The organism is Sorangium sp. KYC3313, assembly GCF_052075895.1.
Classification (GTDB): Bacteria; Myxococcota_A; Polyangia; order Polyangiales; family Polyangiaceae; genus Sorangium; species Sorangium cellulosum_B.
Map to the genome: position 1 here is coordinate 5,127,009 of NZ_CP197255.1, position 16,230 is coordinate 5,143,238.

At 69.2% G+C, this 16,230-nt stretch carries 11 protein-coding genes; all 11 read left to right on the forward strand.

Going from position 1 to position 16,230, the window contains the following annotated elements:
- Nucleotides 1-171: 171 nt before the first annotated feature.
- The 11 genes from ACSRUE_RS20110 to ACSRUE_RS20160 all read left to right on the forward strand — a co-directional run bounded on the left by ACSRUE_RS20110 (nucleotide 172) and on the right by ACSRUE_RS20160 (nucleotide 16,228).
- Complete coding sequence (locus ACSRUE_RS20110) at nucleotides 172-3,966, forward strand: RHS repeat-associated core domain-containing protein (RefSeq protein WP_441292387.1); 3,795 nt, start codon at nucleotides 172-174, stop codon at nucleotides 3,964-3,966.
- A gap of 61 nt (nucleotides 3,967-4,027) precedes the next feature.
- Complete coding sequence (locus ACSRUE_RS20115; protein WP_441292388.1) at nucleotides 4,028-4,594, forward strand: hypothetical protein; 567 nt, start codon at nucleotides 4,028-4,030, stop codon at nucleotides 4,592-4,594.
- A complete protein-coding gene (locus tag ACSRUE_RS20120; RefSeq protein ID WP_441292389.1) occupies nucleotides 4,581-4,877 on the forward strand; it encodes a hypothetical protein in 297 nt (98 codons plus the stop codon). Before ACSRUE_RS20115 ends, ACSRUE_RS20120 begins: the two co-directional genes overlap by 14 nt.
- The gene (locus ACSRUE_RS20125) at nucleotides 4,874-5,482 is read left to right on the forward strand and encodes a hypothetical protein (protein ID WP_441292390.1); all 609 of its coding nucleotides are present in this window, start codon (nucleotides 4,874-4,876) and stop codon (nucleotides 5,480-5,482) included. Before ACSRUE_RS20120 ends, ACSRUE_RS20125 begins: the two co-directional genes overlap by 4 nt.
- 77 nt (nucleotides 5,483-5,559) lie before the next feature.
- Nucleotides 5,560-6,015, forward strand: a complete 456-nt coding sequence (locus ACSRUE_RS20130; protein ID WP_441292391.1) for a hypothetical protein — start codon at nucleotides 5,560-5,562, stop codon at nucleotides 6,013-6,015.
- Nucleotides 6,016-6,018: 3 nt separating this feature from the next.
- A complete protein-coding gene (locus ACSRUE_RS20135) occupies nucleotides 6,019-9,906 on the forward strand; it encodes an RHS repeat-associated core domain-containing protein (RefSeq protein WP_441292392.1) in 3,888 nt (1,295 codons plus the stop codon).
- Nucleotides 9,907-9,923: 17 nt separating this feature from the next.
- The gene (locus tag ACSRUE_RS20140) at nucleotides 9,924-10,388 is read left to right on the forward strand and encodes a hypothetical protein (RefSeq protein WP_441292393.1); all 465 of its coding nucleotides are present in this window, start codon (nucleotides 9,924-9,926) and stop codon (nucleotides 10,386-10,388) included.
- Nucleotides 10,389-10,444: 56 nt separating this feature from the next.
- A complete protein-coding gene (locus ACSRUE_RS20145) occupies nucleotides 10,445-10,909 on the forward strand; it encodes a hypothetical protein (protein WP_441292394.1) in 465 nt (154 codons plus the stop codon).
- A gap of 170 nt (nucleotides 10,910-11,079) precedes the next feature.
- Nucleotides 11,080-11,652: a hypothetical protein gene (locus ACSRUE_RS20150; protein WP_441292395.1), complete on the forward strand. Its 573-nt coding sequence runs from the start codon at nucleotides 11,080-11,082 to the stop codon at nucleotides 11,650-11,652.
- Between the two features lie 118 nt (nucleotides 11,653-11,770).
- Complete coding sequence (locus ACSRUE_RS20155) at nucleotides 11,771-13,975, forward strand: type VI secretion system Vgr family protein (RefSeq protein WP_441292396.1); 2,205 nt, start codon at nucleotides 11,771-11,773, stop codon at nucleotides 13,973-13,975.
- A 12-nt stretch (nucleotides 13,976-13,987) separates the two neighbouring features.
- The gene (locus tag ACSRUE_RS20160) at nucleotides 13,988-16,228 is read left to right on the forward strand and encodes a type VI secretion system Vgr family protein (RefSeq protein WP_441292397.1); all 2,241 of its coding nucleotides are present in this window, start codon (nucleotides 13,988-13,990) and stop codon (nucleotides 16,226-16,228) included.
- Nucleotides 16,229-16,230: the final 2 nt, after the last annotated feature.

Here is a 16,230-nt window from a genome sequence, read left to right on the forward strand (position 1 = left end):
CTCTGGCCTGCACACGTGAGCTGGCGCTTTCGGCGGCGCATCGACGAGCGATGATCGTCTTGGCGAGCGGGGTTGCTCCGCGTCGCGCGGAGGCGGTATCTTCGCGTCGTCCTGCGCCGCGATCACGCGGATCACGCGACCGAAGCACCCGCCTGGAGGGCACGCTGAGCCATGTCGACCGCACCGGCGCCCGATGCCGCTGCTCCCCCGGGGATGTGTCCTGGCGTCGCCGTGCTGGGGGGCGGCGGTGGCTCCGGCGGCAGCGGCGGCGGTGGAAGCGGCGGCGGCGGCAGCAACGGCGGTGGGGGGAGCGGGAGCGGAGAGGGCGGGGGCGGCGATCAGAAACACGCGCCCTCTGGGCAGGGGAGGCAGAGGTCTGAAGGCGAGCCGGTCGATGTCGTCACCGGACGCGTGTACACCGTGCCGCGGACCGATCTCTCGCTGCCCGGCCCCCTCCCGTTCTCCTTCGTTCGCCGTTACTCCTCGGCCATGGCCGAGCGCGACGTCGGGCTCGGTCTCGGCTGGACGCACAGCCTCGGCTGGCGCGTAGCCATCACCCGGCGCGCGACGCGCGTCTGGACCGACGAGGGCATCTCGGTCGACTTCCCCGTGCTGCCCGAGGGCGGCGAGGCGCTCGGGCCCTGGGGCTGGGTGCTGCGGCGCGAGGGCGGCGGCTACCGTCTCGACAGGGGCGACGGCCTCTACCACGCCTTTGCGCTGCCGATCGAGGGGGAGCGGGAGTGGCTGCTCACGGCGATCGAGGACCGCTCCGGGAACCGGATCTCGATCTCCCACGAAGGGTCGAGGATCGCCGAGGTGCTGGACAGCGCCGGCCGGCGCGTCCGCTTCGGGTCGAGCCCCGAGGGGCGGATCGTCTCCATCAGCGTCTACAACGCAACCTCCCAGGGGCGCTGGATCACCTTCGCGCGCTACGAGCACGATGACATCGGCCGCCTCGTCGCCGCGGTCGATGCCGAGGGCTTCGCCTCACGTTACGCCTACGACGAGCGCAACCTCCTGACCGAGCACACCGATCGCGCCGGGCTCGCGTTCCACTACCGCTACGACGACGAGCGGCGCTGCGTCGAGACCTGGGGCGATCGCGACGGCCGGCCTGATCCGGGCCTCGCCGACGGGCTGTCGCCGCTGCTCGCCGACGGTACGACGCGCGCCAGAGGCATCTACCATTGCCGCTTCGCGTACCTGCCGGACGGCTACCGCGAGGTCGCCAATTCCCGGCAGGTGAAGCGCTTCTTCGGCAACCGCCATGGCCTGCTCGATCTCGAGGTGGACGGCGGGCACGCTGTGTCGGCGACCTACGACGACGCCGGGCACCTGCTCTCGGAGACGGATCAGCTCCACGCCGTCACGCGTTACGAGCGTGACGCGCGAGGCCGGCTGCTGGCCCGGACCGATCCCCTCGGCCGCGTCGTGCGCTATGAGCGCGACGCGCGGGGCGACGTCGTGCGCGTGATCGATCCCGCGGGGCTCGCGACGACGATCGAGCGCGATGCCGCCGGCCTGCCGGTGCGGACGACGGATCCCACCGGCGCGGCGCGGCGCTTCGTGTACGACCGGCGGGGCCAGATGGTCGAGGCCGAGGATGCGACCGGCGGTGTCGTGCGCATCGGCCACGACGCGCACGGCAACGTGGTCTCCCTCCTCGATCGGCGCGGCGGAAGGTGGCAGTGGACCTACGATTTCTTCGGCAGGACGCTGTCGATGACCGACCCGACGGGCGCGGTGAGCCGTTTCCATTACTCGCCGCGCGGGGATCTCGTGGCGACCACGGACCCTGCGGGCGCCACGGCGCGTACCACCTACGATGGCGAGGGCAGGTTGGTCTCCGTCGCCGACCGCGCAGGGCGCGTGTCGCGCATCGCGTGGTGTGGCTATCACTGGCTTCACGAGGTCACCGACGCGACCGGCCGATCCGCGCGGATGCGTTACGGGCGCGAGGGGGAGGTGCTGGAGGCCGAGAACGCGCGCGGTGAAAAGCACGTGTTCGAGTACGACGTCGCCCTGCGTCGGGTGAAGGAGCGCTCCTTCGACGGGCGCGTGCTGCGCTACCGGTACGATCCGGCCGGGCAGCAGACGCGGGTCGAGCCAGGGATCGGCGCGCCCACCCATTTCGTCTATGACCTCGCCGGTCAGCTCGTGGCCCGCGAGGTGGAGGGCAAGCGCGAGGCGTACGCGTACGACGCGCGCGGCTTCCTGGCCTCGGTGTCGGGCCCGGACGGGACGGTCGCGTTCGAGCGCGACGCGATGGGGCGGATCGCGCGCGAGACGCAGCAGGCTTCGGGGGGCCCGGCGTTCACCGTCGAGGTGAGCCACGACGCCGAGGGGCGCCCGATCGGACGGAGGACGTCGCTCGGCCACACGCTGTCGTGGGAGCGCGCGCCGGACGGCCGGGCGGCCCGGGTGACGCTCGACGGCCGGCAGGTGGTGCGCCGGCACTTCGATCCGCTCGGCCGGGAGATCGCGCGCGTGCTGCCTGCGGGGGGTGAGGTGCACAGCGCCTTCGATGCGGTCGGGCGGCTCTCGCGCCGCGTCGTCCGCCGCGCCGCGAGGGGGCCGAGCGCCCGCGCGGGCGAGCCCGACTGGCTGGGATCGCGCCCGGCGGGGACGGTCGTGGACGCGCGCTACAGCTACGACCCCACGGGGCGCCTCGAGGCCGTAGAGGATCTCACCCGCGGTCGCACGGTCTACCATCGTGATCCGGCCGGGCGGCTGCTGGAGGTTGTTGCGGAGGCGGGCCTGTCGGAGGTCTTCGCCTTCGATCCGACGGGGAACCTGGTCGACGCGGGTCCCGGAGCGCCGGCGCGCGGGCACGGGCCCGGCGACCGACTGATCCGGCGCGGCGACGTGGCGTACCGCTACGACGAGCTGGGCCGGCTCGTGGAGAAGCGCGAGGGCGCTGCGCGGATCACGCGCTACGCGTGGGACGGGCGCGGGCTCCTGCGCCGGGTGGAGACGCCGGAGGGGCGTCGGGTGGAGTTCTCGTACGACGCCTTCGCGCGGCGGATCGAGAAGCGCGTCTCGACGCTGGACGGCGCGGGGGCGCGGCTCGTGTCGCGCACGCGCTTCTACTGGGATCGGCACGTGCCGGTGCACGAGGTGCGCACGCGCGAGGGCGATGCGGTCGTCGAGGAGCGGACCTACGTCTTCGACGGCGGGAGCGCTGTCCCGCTCGCGCATGGCGAGACGCGCCGGGTGGGCGGCGACGTGGCGTCGCGCTGGTACCACTACGTGAACGATCCCCTGGGGACGCCGGAGCGGCTCCTGGACGAGCGCGGCGACGTGGCGGGGGAGCTGCGGTTATCGGCCTGGGGCAAGAGGATCGAGGGGAGCGGGGAGGGGGGCGTAACGACGCCGATCCGCTTCCTCGGGCAATACGCGGACGAGGAGACGGGGCTCGTCTACAACCGGCACCGGTACTACGACCCGGAGGTGGGGAGGTTCATCAGCCCGGATCCGATCGGGCTGGAAGGGGGGATGAACCTCTATGCGAGAGGGGTGGACCCGACGGCGGAGGCCGATGTTTATGGCAAACGCATCATCCAGCCCGAGCCGATCAGCGACGCCGAACGGAAGGCCATGCGCGATGCGGCCCGGGCGAGGTTCGAGGCGGATCCAGTGCTCAAGGCGCGTCAGGCCGCCATCAAAACGACGAAGAACGCCATGTTGTGCGAGAAGGTGGCCACCGATGCGAAGTACCTCGGCGGAGGGTTCCCTGTGCAGGTCATCGGGCCGGAGATGGAAGACGAAACCAACCAGCATCTCGCTTCGTGGGATGACAGCACGGGCAAACCCAAGAAGTGGCTCGATCACTGGGTGAACAAGGACCCCGACGGCAGGATAGTCGACTACGATCAGGGGATGGTCTTCGACAGTTACCAGCAGCACGCGACGGCGATGTTCGAGAACCGCGATGTCAGCTATCATATCGACGTCGATTTTAGGTGAGGAACTGGTGACCTCCCACCCGCCTCACCCGCGCTTGGATGTGCTCTATTACAAGACGACGATGAGCGCCCCCGAAGCGCTTCTCCGGCGCCTCTGCGCACTGGGCGGTGATGGCGTGGTGGCCGACGAATTGGTCCCGAGCGAGGGCCGCGTCCTGTGGCCGTGCGACGACGTCGTGTACTCCCTCCACCTGTTCTTCGTCTGGCTGCGCGGCACCTGGCCAGCCCCTACCCTGGCGGACTTTGCGGCCTTGGAGGCCGCCGAGAATCGCGGCAGCTTCAGCTTCGCCGAGAGCCTCGCTGCGATGAAACGTGCCCATGTCATCGTCTTTGTAACCGACAATCAGGCATACCGGTTCAAGCGCAACCGGCAGTTCCTCCTGAGGCTCCGCGCCGACCTCATCTCCGCAGGGCGGGATCCAGACACCGTTCCGGTGGTATTTCAGATCAACTGCTATTGCCGGGAAGACGTCATAAAGACGCCAACGTCCGATATCATTCAGGTGCTCACCTGGCCACGCTGCGATCACGTGGAGGTTTTTCCGCAAGAACTGCGTGGCGCGAAGGAAGCACTCGACCGCGCCATCGCGCTGTACGAAGAGATGAGGGCCGACCATGAAGCCAGGTAACCTTCTCTGCCGCCAGCTCGCCGCCAGCGCGGCCGCCAAGGGCGGCGGCGCGCCGCTCGTCATCGCGGCCTGCGGGCCTGACGGCGCGCCCGAGCCGCTTCGCACCTGCGACGACGCCACGGGTGAGCCGGTGCTCTGGGGCGTCCATTGCGTCAACGAGGAGCCCGGCGGCCGCGTCGTGGACTATGCCCAGGGCCTCGTCTTCGACGATCGCCGGCAGCTCGTCGCAGCGCTGTTCGACAACGCGCGCGTCGTCGTCGAGCAGGAGGACCTCGACTGGTGAGCACCCCCGCCCAGCCACAGCCGCTTCACGTCGTCTACTATACGGGCCCCACCGGGAGCCCCTACCGGCTCCTCCGGCACCTGGCCGGCCTCGCCCGCTCGGCGTCGATCGAGTCCGGCCCGACGCCGGCGGGGGCCCAGCTGCTCTGGCCGCGCGGCGCCGCCACCCTCCCGCTGCGCGTCTCGCTGGTCGTGACGCGCGGGGTCGCCTGGCACGAGCCCATCGAGGGCCTCGCGGCCGAGAGCGACGAGGTGCGCGCCGAGCTCGAGGCCCTGAAGCGCGCGCACGTCATCGTGCTCCCGGTGGACGGCCGGGCGCGCTGGCTCGCCCTCGGCGGGCACCGCGCGAGGACGCTGCGCGCCGACCTGATCGCGGCGGGACGGCGGCCGGAGCAGGTGCCCGTGCTCTTTCAGGTGCACCGCCATGCCGACCCGAACGAGCCGGCGGCGGCGCTGTCGGACATCGCACGCGCGCTGGTGTGGACTCGTTGCGATCACGTGGAGGCATTCCCCCGGGAGAAGCGAGGGGCGAGGGAGGCGCTCGATCGCGCCATCGCGCTGCACGAGGCGCGCCAGGGCACCTCGGGCCGCGACTCCGCTCCTTGAGCGCCCTTGCGCCGGAATCCGTCGCTCTTCGTTCTGGAACAGCACATCCGCATCGCCTACGCTCGACCCGCTCAATCATGGTGCTCGATCTGGAGACGTACGTGACGGTCATGACTCAGCTTGCAGCATCCGGCGGCGCGCAGGCGGAGGTGCTCGCTCGACACGGGCTCGACGAGGCGCGATGGAACGCCGCCGACGCGCACTGGCAGGCGCTCCTCTCGGGCGCTCTGGCGAACGAACATGAAGGCATCCCGGCGCTGCTCGCAACGTGTACTGCGGCCTACCAGGCGGCATCACGCGCGGCGGCACCGCCGATCTCGCTGGAGCAGTTCGCTCAGGTGACATCGCTGCTGCACGAGACGGGGGACGTGCAGGCGGCGCTCGCCAGGGTGGGCGTGACCCTGGCCGACTACGTCCGCGGGAGCGAGCACTGGAGCCCGCGGATGGCCGAGGATCCCGGCGCGGAGAGGCGGTTTCACGCCGCGCTCCGCGGCGAGCGAGGAGGGAGCCCGGGCCGTCGAGGAGGGGGCTGAGCGATGTCGACAGCACCTGCGCCGGACGCAGCAGCCCCGCCGGGCATGTGCCCGGGAATCGCCGTGATGGGCGGAGGCGGGAGCGCGGGCGGAAGTGATGGCGGTGGCAGCGGCGGTGGTGACGGCGGCGGCGACGGCCGTGGCGGCGAAGGCGCGGGCGCGAGCGGCGACCAGAAGTGCGCGCCGAGCGGTACATCCGATACCGAGAGCGCCAGTGACCCGGTCGACGTCGTCACCGGGCGGGTCTTCACGCCCCCGGTCACCGATCTGCGCCTCCCCGGGCCCATCCCGCTCGAGTTCACGCGCTCTTACAGCTCGCGTGCGGCCGCGCGCGACTTCGGGCTGGGGTGGGGCTGGGGACACAGCTGGGGGTGGACGATCGAGGTGCGACGCCGCTCCATCGTGGTGTGGACCGAGGAAGGTATCTCCGTCGATTTCGAGCAGCCCCTCGCTGTTGGAGAGGAGACGATCGGGCCCTGGGGCTACCTGCTGCGTCGCACTGCCAGCGGCTTCGTGCTCGACATCGGCGACGGGCTCGATCGCGTCTTTGCGAGCGCTGGCCCCGAGGAGCGCCTGCTCCGGTTGTGCTCGATCGAGGATGGAAACGGGAACCGGATCGAGCTCACGTATCATGACGGCGCGCTCGTTCGCGTCGTCGACAGCGCGGGGAGGGTGCTGCGCGTCACGCCGGACGCCGGCGGCAGGATCGCCGCGATCGAGGTGCTGACCTCACCGACGCACGACCGTTCCTTGCGGATCGCGAGCTACACCCACGGCGATGACGGTGACCTCGTCCGCGTGACCGACGCCGAGGGACACGCGTCCCGCTACACGTACGATGGTGGTCATCTCCTCGTGTCGTCCACCGATCGCGTCGGGCTCACGTCTCACTACGCCTACGATTCGCAGCGCCGTTGCGTGGAGGTTTGGCTCGACCACGCAGGCAAGGCAGATCCCTGCCTCGCCGAGGGGTTGCCCCCGCGGCTCCGTGACGGGACCACGGTGGCCAAGGGCATCTATCATTGCAAGCTCGTGTACGGCTCCGGCGGCTACAGCGAGGTGACCGACTCCACCACCATCCGCCGGTTCTTTGGCAACCCGATGGGGACGCTCGACAGGAGCGTCGACGGGCGCGGGGTTGTCACGCGGACGTATGATGAGCACGGACATCTCCTGTCGCGGACCGACGGCCTGGGGGCGACGACCACGTTCGAGCGCGACGAGCGCGGCCGTGTCCTTGCGATCACCGACCCGCTGGGCCGCGTCACGCGCATCGAGCGGGACGCTCGTGGCAATCCGGTGCGGATCACGGACCGGCGGGGAGACACGGTCGAGCTCGATCGTGACGGGCGCGGCAACGTGGTCGTTCATCGCGACGGCGCTGGCGCGGCGACGCTCTACCGGCGCGACGGCCGAGGTCAGGTCGTGGAGGTCGCGTCCCCGGGAGGCGGTTCATGGCGCATCGAGCGGGACGTGCATGGCAATCAGGTCGGCGCTGTCGCCCCTGACGGCGCGCGCTGGACGTGGCGCTATGATGCTCTCGGGCGAATGGTTGCAAGGACCGACCCGATGGGGCGGACCGTCCGCCACGAGTACTCGCCGCTCGGGAGCTTGCTCGCGACGCAAGCTCCTGAGGGCGTCACGCGGTACGCGTACGACGCGGAGGGCTATCTCGTGCGCGTCGAGGATCCGGCCGGCAACGTGCGTGAGCTCGCGTGGGGCGGCTACAGACAGCTCTGCGCGGCGAAGGACCAGAACGGCAATATCGTGCGGCTCGCCTACGATCGGGACGGCGAGCTCGTCGAGGTGCACAACGAGGTGGGCGAGGTGCACCGGCTCGACTACGACGCGTGGCACCGCCTCGTGAAGGAGACGACGTTCGACGGGCGGACGTTCAGGTACCGCTTCGACGAGGCGGGCAGGCTCCAGTCGATCGAGAACGGGGAGCGCGGGCGAATGCAGCTCTCCTACGACGCCGCCGGCAACCTGGTCACCATCACCCGGCCTGGCAGCGGGACCGAGACGTACGAGCACGACGCGAACGGGGCGGTGATCGCGGCGTCGAGCGGCGCGGGGCGCTTCACGTTCGAGCGCGACGCGCGCGGGAGGATCACGCGCGAGGAGCAGACGGTCGGGGGCGTCTCGTACGCGATCGAGACGACGTGGGGCGCGATCGGGGGCGCGGTGGCGCGCCGGACATCGTGGGGCCACGACGAGGCCGTCGTCCGGGATGCCCGCGGCTTGCGGAGGCGTACGAGCGCGGCGGCAGGGCTCCTGATCGACCATGCGAACGATCCCTTGGGCCGCGAGGTGCGGCGCGTGTTCTCGCCCGACGGCGGCGCTGTCACGACCGCGTACACGCCTGCCGGTCAGATCGCCGCGCGGTGGCTCACGTCCCCTGCGCGTGCGCCGAGGATCGGGCGAGGAGAGCCGGACTGGGTCGGGCCGCTGCCCGACGCGGTGTGGGGCCGGGCATACCGGTACGACGCGCGGCAGGAGCTCCTCGAGGTCTGGGATCGCGATAGCGGGGTGACGCGGTACGATCACGACGCGCGCGGCCAGGTCATCGCGGCGTGGGGAGCGGTGGAGCGGGAGGAGCGTTTCCGCTACGATCCTTCCGGCAACATCGCCGAGGCGAGCGGCAGCGGCGCCTGGTCCTACGGACCGGGTGGGCGGCTGGTTCGCCGCGGAGATATCGACTACGTGTGGGACGCCCTGGGGCGCCTGAGCGAGCGGCGTGTCCGTGCGCCATCGGGCGGAGAGCTCGTGACGCGCTTCCAGTGGAGCGATCGGGATCTGCTCGAATGTGTCCTGACGCCCGAAGGCCTTCGCGTGGAGTTCACGTACGATCCGCTGGCGAGAAGGATCGGCAAGCGTGTATCGAGGAGAGGCCAGGGCGAGCGGTGGATCGAGGTAGCGACGACGCGGTACGTCTGGGATCGGCACAGGCTCGTCCACGAGGTGACGCGCGCGGGAGATTCCGAGCGAGCCCGGACCTACGTGTACGAGGATGACGAGTTCGTCCCGATGGCGCATTATCAGCATGACGGCGATGGCCGCTGGCGCTGCTACCTGACCGACCCGGCGGGCGCGCCAGACGCGCTCGTGAACCTGGACGGGACGATCGCGGGGAGCATCGAGCGGCGCGTCTGGGGTCGCGTGAGGCCGCGCGGCAGCGCGAAGGTGGAGACCCCGATCCGCTTTCAGGGGCAGTACGAAGATCCGGAGACGGGGCTCTTCTACAACCGGTTCCGGTATTACGATCCGGACACGGGGCGCTACATCAGCCCCGACCCGACGGGGCTCCTCGGCGGGCTGAACGCGTATCGGTATGCGCGCAACCCCTTCCGATGGGCGGACCCGTTCGGGCTGGTCCTCATCCTTGCTGGCGCGCGTGAATTTGATTTTCCTGATAACCCCGACGAGTTCATCCTACGAGGGCACGGAAACTCGAGCGGTATGAACCGGGCGTTCGATAACAGCGCTCGTCAGGATGCACGGTATTACATGGTCACCGACGAGAAGGAGCTCGCCGATTACATCCGGAACCACCCGGATTACAAGCCTGGAATGACGATCCGGCTTGCGAGCTGCAAGACGGCCAAGGGGGAGAACAGCATCGCCGACCGCCTCGCCAGAGAGATGGCGAAAGACGGGAGCAAGGTGTACGCTCCGACGGAAAATCTGCATGTTGGGAAGAGCCACAATACTGTATTTACTCAGAACGAGCGGAATGACTGGCGCTATGAGCCTGGTTTCTGGCGTGAGGGAGGGACGTCGAACGTGGCCCCGAGTCCGGCGGGGTACCGCCCCTCGACCCCCGAGCTGGACGATGAATTTTATGAAGCTAAGGGCATCCGCAGTAAGAAGAAGCGCAGATCGCCGAGATAGAATAGGAGTGTTGTTCCATGTCGTACTATCGTGATGGAGGGCACCGGTGGGAGAGTTATGAGCACCCCAAGCTGATCACGATCGGCTGGATGGACGCGCCCCGCCCGATTCCTCAGGGAACCGTGGATCCGGAGGATTTCGCCAGGCTGGAGCAGCTCATCGTCCACGGCTGGACGCCCGAGGAGATGGAGGGCACCCACGCGTGCACTTTCTGCTTCGGCGATCCGGATGTGGAACCTCCCGAGCGTATTGTCGCTGGGCGGTACACGCGCCTGGGTGGAGCGCAGGTAGGCGTGCCCGGTAAAACTTGCATTTACATATTCCCGGATGCGATTCTTCACTACATCGATACGCACGGCTACAAGCCGCCGAAAAATTTTCTTCGCGCCGTGCGTAAGATCGACCCCAAGGATCCGGCCTATCGTCAGAGGTGCGACGAGCTCTGGACGCTGGTCGACTGGAGGCACGCGGCTTCAAAGTAGTTGGCCGTCCCGATGCTGTTGTGCTCATCGCCCAAATAAAACAGGAGTCTTGTGTCATGTCGTACTACCGTGACGGAGGCCACTGGTGGGAGAGCTACGAGCACCCCAAACTGGTCACGATCGGCTGGATGGATAAACCTCATCCAATCCCTCAGGGGACCGTGGATCCGAAGGACGTCGCGAGGCTGGAGCAGATCATCATGAACGGCTGGACGCCTGAGGAGATCGAGGGTACGCACGCGTGCAGCTTCTGCTTCGATGATCCGGACGCTGAGCCTCCCTTGCGCATCGTTGCTGGGCAGGAAACCTATCTGGGGTGGAGAAATATCTGCGTCCCCGGAAAGTCACGCATTTACATCTTTCCGGACCTGATTCTCCATTATATCGATACACACGGTTACCAGCCACCGAAGAATTTTCTCATCGCCATGCGGAAGGTCGATCCCAAGGATCCGGCTTACGAGAAGCGGTGCGACGAGCTTTGGGCGCTGGTCGACCCTTATCACTCGCCTTCCGAGTAGCCTTACAGAACCGATGTATTCGCGTTCATCAGGACCACGGACCGGCGTTGCGAGGAGGCTCCGCTCGACTCCGGCGTCGCTCGCTGCAAGGTCGACTTGGAGGACTATCTCGCACATCGATGTCGCTGCGGTCGAACGATGTCGCCGCGTGAGGTAGAGGTATCGGAGGCATGATGGGCATTCACGACAAGGGCGCCGACACGCTCGGCAGCGCAACCATCGAGCTGGAGGACGTCGACGCCGCTCCGGCCGCAGAGGCAGGCTCGCGCCTCTCGATTGACGACCTGTTGCCGCAGGCCACCTCCCCGGAGCCGGCGGCCCGCGCCGCGCCCGCCGCCGCGCCGTCGGCCGGCACCCGCACCGCGCGCGTCCTCGACGTGGCTGGCCGCAGCGCGACGATCGTGCTCCGCGGCGCGACCGCGCCGTTCGAGGCGGAGCTCGCGCCCGAGGTGGATCCCGAGGTGATCGCCGACGCTCAGGCCAACGGCGACCTGGTGCTGGTCGAGTGCTGCGAAGGGGAAGCGCCTCTCGTCGTCGCGGCGCTCACGACGCGCAAGCCTCGCGAGATCCGGCTGCAGGCGACCACGGTGAGCATCGAGGCGGAGGAGGAAGTGCTCCTGCGCTCAGGGCACGGCGCGGTCCGCATCCGTCAGGACGGCGACATCGAGGTGATCGGCAGCCGCATCAGCGCCGCCTCTCGCGGGCTCTTCCGCCTCGTCGGGCGCATCTTGAGGCTCAATTGAGCCCGCGCCCTCGCGCCCCGCGTTCCCAGGGAGTCCAGCTGACCGCGCGCGAGGTGCGTTGCCAGGGGCGGCGAGTCAGGATACACATGAGGGTTCCGGGAGCTGGAGGGCGCGTTTGATGGAGGGGACGCTCGGCCACATCATTCTCAAGGGCGGCGGTCTGCCCAGCGACGTCCGGGTCCTCTGCTACGAAGCGCATGAGGCGATCTCGCTGCCTTACGCCGTCCGCGTCGAGATCTCGACCAGCGACCCGTCGTTTCGTGTCGATGGGTGCCTCCAGCGCAGGATGCTGCTCGAGGTCGATGATGGCCACGGGGGCGTCCGGCATTACGACGGCCTGCCGGACCGGGTCGGCTTCCTCCAGGTCCAGGCTGGCGAGTACTGCTTTCACCTCCGGCTCCGGCCGGCTCTCGCCGCGCTCGAGCACCGCGAGGGCTCGCGCATCTTCCAGGACAGGAGCCCGATCGATGTCGTCAAGACCGTCCTCGCCGACGCCGGCGTCGACAGCGGTGTCGAATGGCGACTCCGGCAGAGCTACGCGCCGCGTGAGTTCCTGTGCCAGTACCGCGAGACAGAGCTGGACTTCGTTCACAGGCTCCTCGAAGAGGAGGGGGTATTCTACTTCTTCCTCCACGGCCCGGACGGGCACAGGCTCGTCCTGGGGGACGATCCGGCGGCCTTCGCGCCGCAGGACGGGACGCCCGAGGTGCTGCTCTCCGTCCGGCAGGGCGCGCGCGCGCACGCCCGGCCGGTGCTCGATCTGCGCCGGAGAAAGTCCCTGAGGACCACGGGGCTCACGCTGCGCGACTACGATTTCGAGAAGCCTGACGTCTTCCCCGCTGCCTCGGCAGCGGCGCCCGGCAACCGCGCCATTCACCACTTCGAGTACCCCGGCGGGTTCACCACGGGCGCCGAAGGCGCACGGAAGGCGGCGCGGCGGCTGAGCTCCCTCCGGGGCGACGTGGACGTCTGCCGCGGCAAGACCCACGCGGCGGGGCTCCTGTGCGGTACGCCGATGGCGATCGACGGGGCGGCGGAGCCGTTCCTGGAGGGAGAGTTCGTCGTCACCGAGCTGCGATCGCGAGGCCGGCTGGGCAGAGAGGCGTGCGAGAACGAGTTCGCCGCCATTCCGAAGGACGCGCCGTTCGCCCCGGCTCGCCGCACGAAGAAGCCGCGAGTCGGCGGCGTCCAGACAGCGATCGTCACCGGACCGTCGAGCGAGCCCCAGGCCGTCCACGTCGACACGTACGGCCGCGTCAAGGTGCGCTTCCTGTGGGATCGTTCGGGAAAGCAGGACGATACGTCGAGCGCCTGGCTGCGCGCATCGCAGCTCGGCCTCGGCGGCTCGATGATCCTGCCCCGCGTCGGCTGGGAGGTCTCGGTCGGCTTTCTCGACGGCGACCCGGATCGCCCCCTCGTGCTCGGGCGCACGTTCAACGCGGAGGACGCGCCGCCCTACGCCCTGCCCGGCGCGGCCGCCAGGAGCGCGCTGAAGAGCATGTCCACGCCAGGCGGCGCCGGGCACAACGAGATCACGATGAGCGACACGGCCGGGAGCCAGGGGCTCTCCATCTCCGCCAAGAAGGACCTCGCCATCACCACCGGCCACGACAAGGACGAGACCGTGGGCGGCGACGAGGAGCACAGCGTCGGGAGCAACTACGCGGTCTCCATCGGCGCGAACGAGTCGACCACGGTGGGCGCGAACCAGTCGATCGACGTCGGCAACGCGCTCCAGATCAAGGTGGCCGGCGCGCAGGCGATCTCCGTGAGCGGCGACGACAAGGTCCAGGCGAGCGCTGATCTCGTCGAGAAGGTCGGCGGGGCGCGCGACTACGCTGTGGGCGGGGACCACATCACCATCTCGTGCGGCGTCCGCCAGCAGATCACCGGCGCCTTCTCGCGCGACGTCGGTTCGGTCCAGACCAGCGTTTCGCTCGCCTCGATCGATGACAACATGCTCTCGACTTACGATGAGACGGCAGGGGCGCTCATCGCGCAGCTCGTCGCTGGCACGAGCGTCGAGAGCGTCGCGACGAGCAAGGATCAGACGTCGTCCGCGGGAGAGATCCACAGCGTGGGCGCGCTCTCCACGCAGGCCGGCGCGGTGAAGCAGCTGATTGGGGGGCTCCACCTGCGCGACGCGGGCGGCGATTACGTCGTCGAGGCGCCGCAGATCGTCCTCGCGGGTGGCGTGGGGAGGTTCCACGGTGGCGGGAGCGCGATCCAGCTCGACGGGGGCCCGATGACGCTCCAGGGCGCGAAGATAGCCATCAACGCGGCGCTCATCGTCCGGCAGGCGGCGAGCCTCAAGATCGGGTGAGGGACGGACAGCGTGGCAGACTCCATCGACATCGAGCACGAGCTCACGATAGACGGCGTCCGGTTCCCCCTCCTCTGGCTCGAAGCGCACGAGGCGCTCGATGACGTTGGCTCGCTCCGGTGCGAGATCACCGACCGTGCCGGGGGGCCGGACCCGGCCACCTTGCTGGGGAAGCCGCTCCTGCTCACGCTGTCGCGCCGCGAGGGCCGGGAGGAGCGCAAGCTGGCCGGCTATGTCGTCGAGGCAGAGCGCGCCACGCCGCAGGGCACGGAGGAGACTGCGACGCGGCTCGTCGCGCGTCCCAGGCTCTTCCGGCTCACCCAGCGCGCCGACTGCCGGATCTTCCAGCACATGTCGGCTCCCGACATCGTGAAGGAGGTCCTCGCGGGCGCCGGCATCCCCGCGTCGGCGCAGCGCTGGCAGCTCACGCAGAGCTACCCGGAGCGACGGACGACGGCGCAGTACCGTGAGACGGATCTCGACTTCGTAAGGCGACTGCTCGCGGAAGACGGGATCTCCTTCCTCGTCGATTCGAGCTCCGGGGCCGACACGGTCACCTTCGTCGACACAGAATCCGAGGACATCGATGGAAGGAATCAGCTGGTGTTCCGTCCGACAGATGGGCTCGACACGACGCTCGATGCGATAACCACCATCTCCTGCGACAGGACGATCGCACCGGGGCGCGTGCACCTCCGAGACCATGATTTCGAGAGACCCAGGGTCAAGCTGGACGCCACGGCCCAGGGGGACGACGACCAGGAGAGAGCGCTGGAAGTGTACGTGCACCCTGGCCGCTTCACCGAACCGGCCGTGGGCGATCATCGCGCCAGGGTGCTCCTGGAGTCGCTCCGCGCCCGGCGCGCCCTCGCGAGCGGCACGACGAACACCCTTCGGGTGCGCCCCGGGCGCAGGTTCTCGCTGGCGGACCATCCCTACGAGCCACTCAATCAGGAGTACCTGCTCGTCGAGGTCGACATCGCCCTGGAGGCGCGCCCGAAGACCCATGCGCACGCAGACGCAGGTCGGCGCGGGGGGCGCATCGCGTTCCGCGCAATCCCCACGTCGAAGAGCACGTATCGCCCCCCGCGAGCCCCGCGGGCGGCCAGGGTTCTTGGCGCGCAGTCGGCCGTCACGACGGGACCGCCGGGCACGGAGATCCACCCCGATCGGCACGGTCGCGTGAAGGTCTTGCTGCCGTGGGATCGGCGTGGCAAGGCCGATGATTCATCGAGCGCGTGGATCCGGACGAGCCAGCTCCCGCTCGGCGGCGGCATGCTGACCCCGCGCGTGGGCTGGGAGGTGTGCCTCGATTTCATCGACGGCGACCCTGATCAGCCGCTCGTTGGAGGGCGGTTGTACAACGCCGCGTCTCCGCCACCGTATCCGCTGCCGGCGCACAAGACCCGGACGGCCCTGCAGACCGCCACCACCCCGGGCGGCGGGTCGGCGAACGAGATCCGCATGGACGACCGGGCGGGCGCCGAGGAGATGTTCATGAACGCGTCCCGGGACGGCTCTATCCGCGCGGGAAACCATGTGATGGAGAGCGTCGGGAACAGCGAGTCGCGTTCCATCGACGCCAATCATTTGCTGGCGGTGACCGACAGCATGTCCGCCGCTGTCGGAGCGAACCAGGATCTCGCGATCGGCGGTGATCAGCGGGTGCGCGCCTCGACGTTCATGGTGGACGACGTCGGCAGCCATTCGCTCACCGTCGGTGGCAGCCGCGACGTCAAGGCGGGCGGGGATCACAAGCGCACCGTCACGGGGAGCTCGACGCTGGCCATCGGCGGGGCGCAGGTCGATCTCGCGGCTGGCTCGGTCGACGAGGCGACCATGGCCACGATGGAGGACACGGTCGGCGCGGCGCTGATCGAGATGACCGCCTCGGACCGGACCGTGACGGTGAAGGGGAGCCGGACCGAGGCCGCGGGAGCGGCGAAGGTGATCCTCGCCGGCGGCGGCCGCGCCGTCGAGATCGGGACCAGCTTGAGCCAGAAGGCCGCCGGCGCGATCCTGAACGTCGTCGCCGGGGATCGTCAGGACGTGAGCGAGGCGGATTTCCTCGAAGTCGCGGGGGGCGCGCAGATCGTCAAGGCGGCGAACGTCGTGTTCGAGGCCCAGACCTCGCTCAGCGTCGTCATGGGAGCGTCCACGATCACCCTCACCCCAGCGTCGGTGTCGCTCGCCGGTGTCGCGATCACGTTCGACGGCGACTGCGACGAGCTGGGCATCATCAAGGAGAACTGAGC

What these genes read in the sequence shown, in the direction of transcription:
- ACSRUE_RS20135 (WP_441292392.1), top strand. Translation starts at nt 6,019, where the DNA reads ATGTCGACAGCACCTGCGCCGGACGCAGCAGCCCCGCCGGGCATGTGC.
- ACSRUE_RS20130 (WP_441292391.1), top strand. Translation starts at nt 5,560, where the DNA reads ATGGTGCTCGATCTGGAGACGTACGTGACGGTCATGACTCAGCTTGCA.
- ACSRUE_RS20110 (WP_441292387.1), top strand. Translation starts at nt 172, where the DNA reads ATGTCGACCGCACCGGCGCCCGATGCCGCTGCTCCCCCGGGGATGTGT.
- ACSRUE_RS20115 (WP_441292388.1), top strand. Translation starts at nt 4,028, where the DNA reads ATGAGCGCCCCCGAAGCGCTTCTCCGGCGCCTCTGCGCACTGGGCGGT.
- ACSRUE_RS20155 (WP_441292396.1), top strand. Translation starts at nt 11,771, where the DNA reads ATGGAGGGGACGCTCGGCCACATCATTCTCAAGGGCGGCGGTCTGCCC.
- ACSRUE_RS20120 (WP_441292389.1), top strand. Translation starts at nt 4,581, where the DNA reads ATGAAGCCAGGTAACCTTCTCTGCCGCCAGCTCGCCGCCAGCGCGGCC.
- ACSRUE_RS20140 (WP_441292393.1), top strand. Translation starts at nt 9,924, where the DNA reads ATGTCGTACTATCGTGATGGAGGGCACCGGTGGGAGAGTTATGAGCAC.
- ACSRUE_RS20150 (WP_441292395.1), top strand. Translation starts at nt 11,080, where the DNA reads ATGATGGGCATTCACGACAAGGGCGCCGACACGCTCGGCAGCGCAACC.
- ACSRUE_RS20145 (WP_441292394.1), top strand. Translation starts at nt 10,445, where the DNA reads ATGTCGTACTACCGTGACGGAGGCCACTGGTGGGAGAGCTACGAGCAC.